Genomic DNA, 11595 nt, shown 5'->3' with positions numbered 1-11595 from the left:
TGTGATCACGTGATCCGACGTGTCATGAGTCTGCTGGTCGCGCTCGCCGCGATCGTCGCGGCGCTCATCGTTCTTCCCGCCACCACCGCGCAGGCAGCCACCTGCGCCACGGCCTGGAGCTCCTCCTCCGTCTACACGAACGGCGGCGCGGTCTCGTACAACGGCCGCAACTACACCGCGAAGTGGTGGACCCAGAACGAGCGTCCGGGCACGTCGGACGTCTGGGCCGACAAGGGTGCCTGTGGCACCGGCGGCGAGAACCCGGGCGAGAACAACGGCTTCGTCGTCAGCGAGGCCCAGTTCAACCAGATGTTCCCGAACCGGAACGCCTTCTACACGTACAAGGGCCTCACCGACGCCCTGAGCGCCTTCCCGGCCTTCGCCAAGACCGGCAGCGACGAGGTGAAGAAGCGCGAGGCCGCGGCCTTCCTCGCCAACGTCAGCCACGAGACCGGCGGCCTGTTCTACATCAAGGAAGTCAACGAGGCGAACTACCCGCACTACTGCGACACCACCCAGTCGTACGGCTGCCCGGCCGGCCAGGCCGCCTACTACGGCCGCGGCCCGATCCAGCTGAGCTGGAACTTCAACTACAAGGCCGCCGGTGACGCCCTGGGCATCAACCTCCTGGCCAACCCGTACCTGGTGGAGCAGGACCCGGCCGTCGCGTGGAAGACCGGCCTCTGGTACTGGAACACCCAGAACGGCCCCGGCACCATGACCCCGCACAACGCCATCGTCAACAACGCCGGCTTCGGCGAGACGATCCGCTCGATCAACGGCGCCCTGGAGTGCAACGGCGGCAACCCGGCGCAGGTCCAGAGCCGCATCAACAAATTCACGCAGTTCACCCAGATCCTCGGCACCACCACCGGTCCGAACCTGAGCTGCTGACCCCTCCCACGCACCTCACCGGCCCGTGAGGGCCGCTGAGGGGCCCTGAGGACCCCATCCGAAACGGGGGTGCACCCGGCGCGAGCCGGGTGCACCCCCGTTTCGGTGTTCGGACATCAGGTGCGGTTCAGCGCCGTCCGGAGCGTGACTCCGTGGTGCAGGCGCGGTTGGCGCAGCTCGGCTTAGGACAGGGCGGTGACGGAGATGAGCACGCGCCCTCACGCCAACTGCGGCTTCACCGACATCAGCAGGTGCCGGTGGACGTCCGTGCCCGCCGCGTCCGTGATCATCGCGCGCTGACCGGCCCCCAGCAGCAGGAGCCGCAGGGACGGTTCCGTGAAGGAGGCCAGGGCGTCCGCCAGATAGCCGGGGTTGAAGGCCACGGTCAGCTCCTCGGCCCCCTCCAGGGCGGCCGGCAGCCGCTGGGACGCCACGTCGTCCTCGTAGCCCGCGCGCAGGGTTACGGAGGCGTCGGCGCGGGAGAAGGTCATCTGCACCGGGCTGTCGCCGTCGGCGACGACGGAGACCCGCTTGACGGCCTCCGTCAGCCGGACCCGGTCCACCACCGCGACCGCCGGGTCCGTCATCGCGAACAGCTTCTCGTGGCGCGGCAGCCGGCCTTCCAGCAGCCGCACCGTGGTCCGCATCCCGGAGTGCTCGAAGCCCGCCGAACCGGCGTCCAGGGCGACGCTCACGAGCCCGGAACGGCCCAGTGAGCGGGCGATCTCCGTGAGGCGGCGGGCGGAGACGATGACGTCGGCCGTCTCGCCGGGCGTGGTCGCCTTCCACGGGAGGGTCCGTACGGCGAAGCGGTACCGGTCGGTCGCGGCGAGCGTCATCGTGTCGCCGTCGAGCCCCAGCCGGATCCCGGTGAGCGCGGGCAGCGTGTCGTCGCGCCCCGCGGCCACCGCCACATCGGCCACGGCCGCCGCGAACAGCCCCGCGTCCACCGCGCCCCGGAGCGGCGGGAGCGGGGGCAGAGCGGGGTAGTCGTCCAGCGGCAGCACGGAGAGGCCGAACCGGGCCCCGTCGCCCGACACCGTGAACCTGGAGCCCTCCACGGAGCACTCCACGGGACCCTCGGGCAGCACCTTGCAGATGTCCAACAGCCGCCGCCCCATGACGAGCACCTTCCCGGGCCGCACGACCTCGGCATCCACGTCGATGCGCGCGGACGCCTCGTAGTCGAGCCCGGAGATCCGCAGGGGCCCGCCGCCGCCCTCGCCCCCGCCCTCCGTGTCCAGCAGCAGTCCGCCGAGCACGGGGACGGGCGAGCGCACGGGCAGGACACGGGCCGCCCAGGACACGGCGTCGGTCAGGGCACTGCGTTCGATACGGAACTCCACGGGGGCCTCTCCTGGCACGTCGAAAGCCGGAGCCGGAGGCCGGCTCCCATGACGACGACGATAGGAGGCACCACTGACAACCGGCACGGGGCGGGAGCCGACGACAGCGACCACCCCCGTGAGCCGCTGCCGCCGCGTTCCCCCGTACCCCGCGCTCCCGTTACCCGTGTCCCCACGCCCCCGCGCCCCCTGTTCCGGAGCCGTCCCCCGACGGACTGGAACACGTTGGGACCATAGAACGCAGGGTAGGGAGACGGGAGATTCAATGCGCCCAGTGGGGCGGCCACCGGGGTATCGGTCCGCACAGTCAGTCGAGCGGGGCGGTACACCGGCGCCACGGCCGCGTCCGGGGCGGGAACGGGGTAACAGGTGCGTGCACGGGAGCGTGCGGACGACCTTCTGCTGATGCACCGGCTGGCCCGCACCGGCGGAACCGCCGAGCTGCTGCGCTGGCTGGCCGGGCGGGCCGGCGGCTGGGCCGGGCTCGTCGGCCCGGACGGGACGGTGCTGCACGCGGCGGCCCGTACGGCACGGGCGGCGGTCCCCGACATCGCGGGGCTCGTCGCCGAGGGCGCGAGCGCCCTCACGGAGCGCGCGGCCCGGGCGTACTCCCTCGACATCGGCGCGCACACCGCCCTGCTGTTCCCCCTGAGCGCCGACGACCGCGCGGCCCCCGTGCTCGCCGTCGTCACCCCCCGGCCCGTGGCCGCCGGGCTCGCCACGCTGCTGGCCGACGTGGTCCTGCCGCTGTCCGTGTGCCGCCGGGCCGAGGCCCTGGAGCGCAAGCGCCGCCGGGTGGACCTCGCGGAGTCCCGGGGCCGGGAGGCGGTGCTGCACCTGCTGATGACGGGCCAGCTCTCCATCGCCCAGCAGGTCGCCGGTGCGCTGCGCCCCCGGCTGCCCGATCCGGTACGGGTGTGCGTCGTGGAGTGCTCGGGCGACGGCCGCGACGAGGTGGCCCGGGTCTGCGCGGACGCGGACGGCGCCCGGTCCTGGATCGTGCGGTGCCCCGTCTACGCCCGCCACCTCATCCTGGTGATGCCCGCGCAGCCACCGCAGGAGGGGGCCGCCGCGACCGACGAGGCCGTCGCCGCCCGGGTCGACGACTGCGTCGTGGGCGTCAGCGAACCCGTGCCGCTGGCCGGCACCGCGACCGGCTACCGCCAGGCCTTCCACGCCCTGGCCGTCGCCCGCGAACTACCGTCCCGGCACGCCCGGTTCGGGACCTCGCCGGACCCCGCGCTCGTCGTCGGGCCGGCCGGGCGACAGTGGGCGCACGACCTGCTGACCCCGCTCCTGACCCATGTGCCGCGCCGCGCGCAGGACCCCGGGGCCCAGGAGCTGGCGGCCACGGCCGGGTCCTGGCTGGCGTTCTCGTCGCACGCGACCGACCACCTCAAGGTCCACCGCAACACCCTGGCCGCCCGGCTGCGGCTCATCGGCGAGCTGCTCGGCCTCGACCTGCACCGGCTCGCCGACCAGGCCGCCCTGGACCTGGCGCTGCGCGTCCGTGCCACCCCCGCCCCGGCGTGCACCCCCGAGCCCGCCCCGTACGCCCCCACCGGACCCGGTACGCGAGAGGCGGCGCGGGCACTCGACGAGGTCCTGCGCCGCCCTGCCGTACGGCACTGGGCCGACCAGCAACTGGCCCCCGTCCTCGGGTCCGAGGAGACCCTGCGCACCTGGCTGCGCTGCGAGGGCCGCCTGGGCCCGGCCGCCGCCGAGCTCGGCATCAGCGTGCCCGGCGCCCGCAAACGCCTGACCCGGCTCGAAACGGTCCTCCAGCGCTCGCTCCTCCGGCCTCCGAGCGCCCGCTACGACCTGTGGCTGGCGCTGAGGGCCCGAGACCTGGGCGCGGCGACCTAAGGGCTGTCCCGCTGTTCGTACAGTTTCGTGGCTCGTGCGTGCGTGACTTCAGGTATTCACCTGACCCGCCTGAGGTACCCGAGTAGGTGACCTTCCCGGAAGGGCCTGCCTTGACCGAGGTTCCGGTGGCGTTGGCGATGTTGAGTCCGCCCCCCTCCTGCGGGCCGGGGGCCTGTTGCTCCCGTGGTTCTGCTCAGGCGCTGAGCATCGGGTATGTCTCCAGCTGCGCCTCGGGTACGGCGAAGGCGCGGGTGAGCGTCAGCGCGTGCGGTTCCAGGAAGATGAGGACCGCCTCGACCGCGTCGGGCAGTCCCTCGACCTGATGGGCCGTCAATCGGTCGCGTGCCAGCAGGTCCCCACTGTGCGCGGCTACCCGGCGCAGCGCGAACAGGGCGTGCAGCCCGCGCAGAAGATCCGCCGGCAGCCCGGAGGGGGCCTGGTCGGCGGCGGTCAGCAGGGACTCGGCTGCTAGTCGGTGGACGTGGGCGTCGGCCAGCGCCACGGCGGGCGTCACGGTCGCGTTCCATCGGGCCAGCGGGGATGCGGCGCGCTGCCGGAGCCGGGCTTTCGCACGGGCGTGGGAGATGCGCTCGATGTCGGCCAGGAGGTCCTGGAGGAACTGGGGGTCGGTCAGCTCCCGGCCCCCGGGCGCGATCTCGCTCTCCGGCTTGAGGTCGACGCCGCCGAGCAGCATCTCTCCCCCGGCCTTCTGCATGATCACGGTGTTGTCGCCCTCGGCCGTGATCGTGCCCTCGATGGAGGCGAGCTGGAGCGCGATGCCGTTCGCCTGGATGAGGCCCTGGGCGCCGCACCGTTCGCGGCACTCGGTCATGACCGCGCGGGCCCGCCAGGTGATCCATGCCTTGCTGATCGCTGTCAGCCGCTCGTACGCCTCGCGCTCCTCGCCGGTCGCCCGGTCCCACTGCCGCACGACCGACCGCTGGAGCAGCGTGGCGGCGTAGGTCGTCGCCGCGGCGTCGAGCAGAGGGGTGTGGTGCCCGCGGTGGGCGATCAGCGGGACGCGCTGTCCGTTGGTCATGCCCGAGGTGACCCGGGTGTGGGCGTAGCGCATGGCGATGTCGAGAGAGTGACGCATGACCCCGAGGCTGTGGGCGGTCATGCAGAGCTTGCCCATCGTGACTCGTCCGATGGACTGGAGGAACCGTCGGCGGGGGCTTCCGAGCGTGCTGGTGAACTCGCCGACGGGGGTGAGGTGGCCGTGGTCGCCCTGGAGGAGAGCGCTGTGCGGGAGGCGGACGTGGTGGAACGTCGTGGCGCAGTGGTCGACGGGGCTGCTGGCCGTCTGGGGCAGCGGCCGCACCTCCACACCTGGCAACGGGCTGCCGTCGCTGTCGCTGAGCGGTGTCAGGAACAGGAAGACGCCGTGGTCGGTGCCGTCGACGATCAGGCGGGCAGCGACGACGGCCCCCTTCGCCCCGCCGGCCGGGCTGGTGTTGGGCATGAACTTCGCCGCGGCGGGTGTGGGGGTGTTCAGCACGAACCCGCGCGTCGCCCGGTCGTATGTCGCCGTGGTCTCCATATGCGCGGCATCGTTGCCATGGGCGATCTCGGTGCAGAGGAAAGTCCCGATGCGGTCTCCGCGGATGTACTCGCTCAGGTCCCGCCCGGCCGCCTCGTGGTCTGCCAGGCTGCCGAAGAAGAGGTTGTAGTGGATGGCCACGATGGTCGCCATGCCCGGGTCCACCGCACCGGCCCACTCGTGGATGGCGGTGAGTTCGGCCGGATCGTTGGCCAGGACCTGCGGTGCCTCCACGGCCTCGTTGACCAGGCGGAGTCGGGCGTAGCTCAGGTCTATGCGTTCTCGGTGGGTCAGCCCCTCCTCGAAGCGGAACGGGGCGGAGCTGAAGAGGTGCCTCCATCGCTCGTGAGTCGTGCCCAGCTGACCGGCGAACAGGGCGTCGGCGAGGGCGGTGGAGGCGTGTGCGGTATCCGGAGTCTGAGAGTCAGTCACACGGAAGAAAACTAGCCTGATCGATCACGTCTGACGGGGTGATGATCAACACGCTTGAGCTGGGCGAAAACACGGTAGGTGCCTGCCTGGTCACTCGCTTCCGCCTGGTGCCCGCAGCCGATTCACTGCTGCGTGGCGGACAGCTCACCGCTCCGTGGTGGAGGGCCGTCGCACCTCGAAGTGGAAGCATCCGTACTCCAGTGCCCTGACGTGTACGAGCACCACGTCCGGATCGTTGAAGGCGTCGTCGAAGGCCCCGTCGAAACCGGCCGTGGCGTCGGCCGGGATCTCCAGGAGGCGGCCGCCCGCGATATGGCCCCGGGCGTCGTAGCGGCGCACGGTACGCAGGGCTCCCGGCCGGGCGAAGGGGTAGCCCTCGCCGGGGGTGAACCCGTCGCAGTCGTCGGCATGGATGAAGACCGGACCCTGTTCGTCGTACGCGCCCGGGTCTGCGCCCCTCAGGGCGGCCCAGCGGCGCAGAGGGGCGTACGAGACGAGGGCTATCCGCTCGCCGAGCGTGATGGGGCGCAGGCAGCAGCGCAGGGGAGAGCCAGCGTCGTCGCCGGTCGCGATGTACGGGGCGCAGGGGCGGCCCGCGTCGTCGACAGCCCGCAGTTCCTTCAGGACGGCCGCGTCAACAGGGAGCACGGTGTAAGTGGTCATGCGCCCATGCTGGATCGACGCGCGGGCGGTTGCTGGCAGAAAACGGACGTCGCGTTGGTGCGCGCCCACGCGGAAGGCCGGCAGTCGTCACTCATCGCACCACGAGCCGCGCTTCCGCCCCTGGCTCACCTCACGCCCGAGCGGGGTCAGGGCGTGCACCACCTCGCAGCCCCTGCGCGTACTGGTGATGAGCCTCGCGTTGCGCAGCACGGACGCGTGCTTGCTCGCGCTCGCGATCGACACGCCGATCCGCACGGCCAGTTCGCCCGTCGAGCACGGTGAGGTCAGGGCACACAGGGCCATGGCGCGGGTGCGGCCGAGCAGTTCGGGCAGGCCGTCGAGGGTGTCCGCGCGGTCGGAGCGACGGTTCGCGGGGTAGACCAGAACGGGTGGGAGGTCGGGGTCGATGAGCGTGACGGGGCGTCCCGTGCAGAAGAAGGACGGGATCAGCGCGATACCGCGACCGCGCAGGTGGAGATCGCCGTCGCGGGGATAGTCGGCGATCAGCGTCGGCGGCTCCCAGCGGATGCGGGGCGACAGTGTGCTCAGCAGCCGTTCCGCGCCCCCTTCCAGCAGGTCCCGGCTGTGATGCGCGCGGTAGTCGTGCACGGCGTCGTCGATCAGTCGCCGTTGCGGGGCGAGGAGTTCGCCGAAGTAGACGGTGAGGGCGGCGTCGAGTTCCTGCCGGGCGGAGCGGTCGCCTTCCGCGAGCCGCCGGAGCCGGTCGGGCGGCGTCCGCTGCGTGCAGCATGCGGCCAGCTCGGCGCGCACGCGTTCCGTGGGCGTGGCGAGAATCAGGTCACGGGCGACCTCCATTCCGCCTTTGTGGGGCGGGGTCAGAAAGTCGGGGAATTTCCCCCGGGTCGGCACCAAAGTGGTGAGCAGGCGAATCGGCTCTCTCAGATCGCTTCTGGCCAGCCGACTGCGGACGTGCTCCCGCCACGGCGCGTGCTCGGGGGCGGGTCGCGGGGCCCGGAGCGCGTGCAGGCTGTTGACCAGCTCCCACATGGGATCGGGGCGGGGAGCCACCGTGATGCGTGTCAGGTCGTCTGCTGTGAAATGGATACGGAGTTCCATGGATCCCCCGAATGAACACATCCGTTTGCCGTGCGGTGAAAACCCTTGGACCCGTCTTCACGGGCTTCTTCATCATCGTTGGAGTAGCTCCTAAAGGAGCGATGAAGAACCCAAGACCGACCAGATGGGGGAAAACGCGCATGCGTCAGTTTCAGAGGACCATCAAGAGGACAGCGATGGCCGCCACGGCGCTCGCCACCGGCGCCGTACTCACGTTGGGCGGATCGGCCACCGCGGTGGAGGCGGCAGCCACGGTCCACGGCTGCCCGTCCGGGGCGGTCTGTCTGTATCCCAACGCGAGCTGGAACGGCGACAGGCCGAGCCACGCGTTCTACTCGTACGGGACCCACAGGATCTACGACCAGATCGGCATGAAGCGCTGGTTCAACAACCAGACCGGCGGCGCCAAGGCGTACCGGTGCACGGGCTCCAACGGCACCGGCTGCGGGGGCAACCAAGCGGCCGGCACGTACTACGACTACGACTTCACGCCGATCAACTCCGTGAAGCTGGCCGCGTGACGGAGTCGCGCCTTCCGTGAGCGGTCTGCCTCTTGACGTGCATCACCAGCACGCCAGGAAGCAGGCCGCCGGAGCGGTGGCGCCGGGCTGTCAGCCCGTCCAGCCGAGGAAGGCGGACCAGGCGTCCGGCGCGACGGCGAAGGCGGGGCCTTCGGGCACCTTGGAGTCACGGACGTGGACGGCGTGGGGGCAGGTGGCTACCTCGATGCACTCGCCGCCGCTGCCGCTGCTGTAGGAGGACTTCTGCCAGGCGAAGGCGACCTCGATGCACTCGCCGCCGCTGTCGCTGCTGTAGCTCGACGTGAACCATCGGAGGGTGCTGCTCATTCCACTACTCCTGCCAACCGCTTGATGAGGTCCAGCGATTCACGAGGACCCAGGGCCTGTGACCGGATCTTCGCATAGCGCTGAGCGTAGGTGCTCACCTTTGCCGGGTCGCTGATCAGCAAGCTCTCGTCCTGCGGCTCCAGATAGACGAGGTGCTCGTGAGCCGGGGTCTCCACCAGGGTCATCGCGCCGCGAGCACCTGCATACTCCCCGTACTTACCGGCGTCCAGCGGCAGCACCAGAAGCGTGACATTACGGCGGCGTGCGCACTCCACGAGATGGAGCAGCTGCTCGCGCATGATCTCCTCGCTACCGATGACCCGGCGCAGGGCGGCTTCGTCGATGATGATCTCGATCATCGGGACCGGCTCCCGGTCGAAGAGGGCCTTGCGCTCCATCCGTAGCTGGACCAGCTCTTCCACGCGCCGGTCGGAGAGCGGCGGGTACCCGCCGCCGATGAGCGCACGCGCGTACGTCTCCGTCTGGAACAGCCCATGGATGACGTTCGTCGCGAACAACTGAAGGCTCAGCGCCGCCTGCTCCAGCAGCGCGTAGTCCTGGAACTGGAGCGGATACCTCTCCATCCGCATGTACCGCCGCGCGCTCTCGAACACTGCGGTCCCGTTGCCGAGCACCCGTTCCAACTCGACCAGCATCGCGTCGCTCGCAGGCTGTGCGCACGTCTCCATGGCGCTCACGGCCGCTGCCGAGTAGCCCAGCTCCAGGCCGAGCTGTTCCTGTGTCCATGCCCGCTGGATACGCATGGTCCGGGCCACTTCCGCCACCATGAGGGCCATCGGGCTCGCGGTCTGCTTGTTCTCAGCACTCGCCATTACGCGATCTCTTTTCGACTCAACCGAACTCAACCGGTCATTACTCGAAGTCGTTGAATTCCACCCCACTTCAGAGAAGTTCGAGCAGGTCAACGGCTTTGCGACGCACCTCGGCAGGTAGTGAGAACGCTAGGTGATCCGGGTCACAATCGTCTCGTGAACGCACTTAATGGTGGGCTGAGGGCCGAGTGGATTCCGGACTCCGGATTTCACCTTCGTAAGGCGGGCGTGCAATTCGACGCCGTCCGCGTGGACGGCGACGACGGGCGGCGACTGGCCGACCTGATGGAGGAGTTGGTCGGCGGCGAACCGGGGCCCGTCGTCACCGAGTCGAACGGCCGGCGCGGGGTGTACTTCCTCGTGCCGGCGGGCTCGACGGCCGGGCGGCCGTGGCCGCGTGCGGTGACGCAGTTCAACGCGGCCACGGGACGGATCAGCTACGTCCCCGTACCGGCGCTGGGGGGTGACACCTGGCCGCTGGCGTGGCGGTACCCGCCCACGCGTGCGGGGCGGTTCGTGCACACGCTGATCCTGTTCAACGCGGCGTACGCGTTACTGAACTGAGCGACCCAGATACGTCACGGGCCCCGCGTCCGGAACCGCGATCTCGTGGAAGCCGACGCGATCGTAGAAGGCGCGGGCCCGCGTGTTGACGGTGAGCATGCCCAAGTGGACCGCCTTGACGCCCTGTTCGCGCAGGGCGCCCAGGAAGGCGTCCATGAGCCGACGCCCGTGTCCGGACCGCTGGTGGGTCGGGAGCAGGTCGATGTGCAGGTGGGCCGGATAGTCGGCCAGCTCCGGCACGATCATGCGTTCGGGGTCGTGCATCAGGGCGGTCATCTCCTCGGCCCGTGAGGCGGGTTGGCGTACCGGGGCCGGGTAGCGCTCTGCGAGGCCGGGGAGCCATTCGGCGCGGTAGCGGTCGACGAAGGACGCGGTGTCCGCCGTACCGAGGATGTAGCCGACCGCGCGCCCGCCGTCCTCGACCACGAACGCCAACTCCGGTTCCAGGGCGGCGTAGGGCGCGGCGAAGATGTTCGGCAGAAGGCCCGGGTCCGGGTAGAGGTGGCGGGCGTCCCCGCCCTCGTGCCCCGTCCGTACACAGATGTCGAAGAGGGCTTCGCGGTCCTCGGGGCGATACGGGCGCAGCACGGGCGACGGAGAAGTCATGCGCGGGATCTTGCAGGTGCGGGAGCGCTCCCGCAAGGGGTTTCCGCCCCTCGCCGCCGCTCCGGCCACTCCCGCCACCGGCGTCACTCCTCCGCTGTGGTGTTCGCGGCCGGTTCCGGTCGGCTCTCCCGGGTTGCCGTCTCAGCCGACGGCGGGGAGACTTGACACAAAAGTGCATGATCGTGCAACCTTCTGGACGTCCGTCAACTCCTGCCGCACCGTCGGGGGATGTTGTTGCTTGCGCGATCAATGACCTGGAGGTCGGCGCATGGCTGAACCCGTGAAGATCAAGATCTGGTCCGACTACGTCTGCCCCTTCTGCATGCTCGCCGAAGGTCCGCTCGAAGAGGCCATCAAGGACGTCGGCGTCGAGGTGGACGTCGAGTGGATGCCCTTCGAGCTGCGTCCCCACCCCCAGCCCACTCTGCGGCCGGAGGACGAGTACCTGCCCAGCATCTGGGAACGGGCCGTCTACCCCATGGCCCGTCGGCTGGGCGTCGACATGACGCTCCCCGCCGTCTCTCCCCAGCCGTACACGGCTCTCGCGTTCGAGGGCTATCAGTACGCGGCCGAGCACGACCTGGGGACCGCCTACAACCAGCGGATGTTCCGCGCCTTCTTCCAGGAGAACCAGGACCTGGGGCAGATCGACGTCCTCGTCGCCCTGGCCGGCGAGGTCGGCCTGGACGAGGCCGGGTTCCGGGCCGCGCTGGCGGACGGCGCCTATCGCGCGCGGCACCAGGAGGCCCTGCGGGAGGCGGCGGCCCACCGGGTGCAGTCCGTTCCCACCATGCTCGTCGGCGACACCCGGATCGAGGGAGTTCCGCGCCCGGCCCAGCTGCGCAAGGCGATCCTGGACGCCCAGGCGCAGCAGGCGGAGGGCGACGTGTACGGCGCCTCCTGCGGCATCGACGGGAGCTGCTGAG

The 11595-nt window shown here is 70.5% G+C and carries 12 protein-coding genes; 5 read left to right on the top strand and 7 right to left on the bottom strand.

What is annotated here, in order from left to right; all coding sequences use genetic code 11:
• Positions 1-9: 9 nt before the first annotated feature.
• Entirely contained in the window at positions 10-894 is an 885-nt protein-coding gene (locus AC3CH1_RS12440; RefSeq protein WP_488462958.1) for a glycoside hydrolase family 19 protein, read from the top strand.
• A 218-nt stretch (positions 895-1112) separates the two neighbouring features.
• On the opposite strand, the gene dnaN is transcribed toward AC3CH1_RS12440, so the two are convergent.
• Positions 1113-2240 carry a DNA polymerase III subunit beta gene (dnaN, locus tag AC3CH1_RS12435; protein WP_488462957.1) on the bottom strand — a complete coding sequence of 376 codons (1128 nt, stop codon included), beginning with the start codon at positions 2238-2240 and terminating at the stop codon, positions 1113-1115.
• Between the two features lie 405 nt (positions 2241-2645).
• Here dnaN and AC3CH1_RS12430 point away from each other — a divergent pair, with 405 nt between their 5' ends.
• Positions 2646-4106: a helix-turn-helix domain-containing protein gene (locus tag AC3CH1_RS12430; protein ID WP_488463484.1), complete on the top strand. Its 1461-nt coding sequence runs from the start codon at positions 2646-2648 to the stop codon at positions 4104-4106.
• Between the two features lie 193 nt (positions 4107-4299).
• On the opposite strand, the gene AC3CH1_RS12425 is transcribed toward AC3CH1_RS12430, so the two are convergent.
• From AC3CH1_RS12425 to AC3CH1_RS12415, 3 genes are all read right to left on the bottom strand, one after another.
• Positions 4300-6078 (bottom strand): acyl-CoA dehydrogenase family protein, encoded by a 1779-nt coding sequence (locus AC3CH1_RS12425; RefSeq protein WP_488462956.1) that lies wholly within the window; start codon positions 6076-6078, stop codon positions 4300-4302.
• A 144-nt stretch (positions 6079-6222) separates the two neighbouring features.
• On the bottom strand, positions 6223-6741 hold the full coding sequence (locus tag AC3CH1_RS12420) for a DUF1203 domain-containing protein (RefSeq protein ID WP_488462955.1): 519 nt from the start codon (positions 6739-6741) through the stop codon (positions 6223-6225).
• 87 nt (positions 6742-6828) lie between these two features.
• A complete protein-coding gene (locus tag AC3CH1_RS12415; protein ID WP_488462954.1) occupies positions 6829-7818 on the bottom strand; it encodes an ArsR/SmtB family transcription factor in 990 nt (329 codons plus the stop codon).
• A gap of 140 nt (positions 7819-7958) precedes the next feature.
• Between AC3CH1_RS12415 and AC3CH1_RS12410 the strand changes: the two genes are divergently transcribed.
• Positions 7959-8339 (top strand): hypothetical protein, encoded by a 381-nt coding sequence (locus AC3CH1_RS12410; protein ID WP_488462953.1) that lies wholly within the window; start codon positions 7959-7961, stop codon positions 8337-8339.
• Positions 8340-8429: 90 nt separating this feature from the next.
• Here the strand turns inward: AC3CH1_RS12410 and AC3CH1_RS12405 are convergent, their stop codons facing one another.
• Both AC3CH1_RS12405 and AC3CH1_RS12400 read right to left on the bottom strand, forming a co-directional pair.
• Positions 8430-8666 carry a DUF397 domain-containing protein gene (locus AC3CH1_RS12405; protein WP_488462952.1) on the bottom strand — a complete coding sequence of 79 codons (237 nt, stop codon included), beginning with the start codon at positions 8664-8666 and terminating at the stop codon, positions 8430-8432.
• Entirely contained in the window at positions 8663-9499 is an 837-nt protein-coding gene (locus tag AC3CH1_RS12400) for a helix-turn-helix domain-containing protein (RefSeq protein WP_488462951.1), read from the bottom strand. Before AC3CH1_RS12400 ends, AC3CH1_RS12405 begins: the two co-directional genes overlap by 4 nt.
• A gap of 228 nt (positions 9500-9727) precedes the next feature.
• On the opposite strand from AC3CH1_RS12400, the gene AC3CH1_RS12395 reads away from it, so the two are divergent.
• Complete coding sequence (locus AC3CH1_RS12395; RefSeq protein WP_488462950.1) at positions 9728-10063, top strand: hypothetical protein; 336 nt, start codon at positions 9728-9730, stop codon at positions 10061-10063.
• Here the strand turns inward: AC3CH1_RS12395 and AC3CH1_RS12390 are convergent.
• A complete protein-coding gene (locus AC3CH1_RS12390; protein ID WP_488462949.1) occupies positions 10052-10669 on the bottom strand; it encodes a GNAT family N-acetyltransferase in 618 nt (205 codons plus the stop codon). The genes AC3CH1_RS12395 and AC3CH1_RS12390 overlap by 12 nt on opposite strands.
• Before the next feature lie 268 nt (positions 10670-10937).
• On the opposite strand from AC3CH1_RS12390, the gene AC3CH1_RS12385 reads away from it, so the two are divergent.
• Positions 10938-11594 carry a DsbA family oxidoreductase gene (locus AC3CH1_RS12385; RefSeq protein WP_488462948.1) on the top strand — a complete coding sequence of 219 codons (657 nt, stop codon included), beginning with the start codon at positions 10938-10940 and terminating at the stop codon, positions 11592-11594.
• Position 11595 lies beyond the last annotated feature (1 nt).

Source organism: Streptomyces sp. MGP-P1, assembly GCF_057766565.1.
This window is presented reverse-complemented; position numbering and strand designations above follow the sequence as displayed.

What these genes read in the sequence shown, in the direction of transcription:
- AC3CH1_RS12430 (WP_488463484.1), top strand. Translation starts at nt 2,646, where the DNA reads ATGCACCGGCTGGCCCGCACCGGCGGAACCGCCGAGCTGCTGCGCTGG.
- AC3CH1_RS12420 (WP_488462955.1), bottom strand. Translation starts at nt 6,741, where the DNA reads ATGACCACTTACACCGTGCTCCCTGTTGACGCGGCCGTCCTGAAGGAA.
- AC3CH1_RS12415 (WP_488462954.1), bottom strand. Translation starts at nt 7,818, where the DNA reads ATGGAACTCCGTATCCATTTCACAGCAGACGACCTGACACGCATCACG.
- AC3CH1_RS12410 (WP_488462953.1), top strand. Translation starts at nt 7,959, where the DNA reads ATGCGTCAGTTTCAGAGGACCATCAAGAGGACAGCGATGGCCGCCACG.
- AC3CH1_RS12405 (WP_488462952.1), bottom strand. Translation starts at nt 8,666, where the DNA reads ATGAGCAGCACCCTCCGATGGTTCACGTCGAGCTACAGCAGCGACAGC.
- AC3CH1_RS12400 (WP_488462951.1), bottom strand. Translation starts at nt 9,499, where the DNA reads ATGGCGAGTGCTGAGAACAAGCAGACCGCGAGCCCGATGGCCCTCATG.
- AC3CH1_RS12390 (WP_488462949.1), bottom strand. Translation starts at nt 10,669, where the DNA reads ATGACTTCTCCGTCGCCCGTGCTGCGCCCGTATCGCCCCGAGGACCGC.
- AC3CH1_RS12385 (WP_488462948.1), top strand. Translation starts at nt 10,938, where the DNA reads ATGGCTGAACCCGTGAAGATCAAGATCTGGTCCGACTACGTCTGCCCC.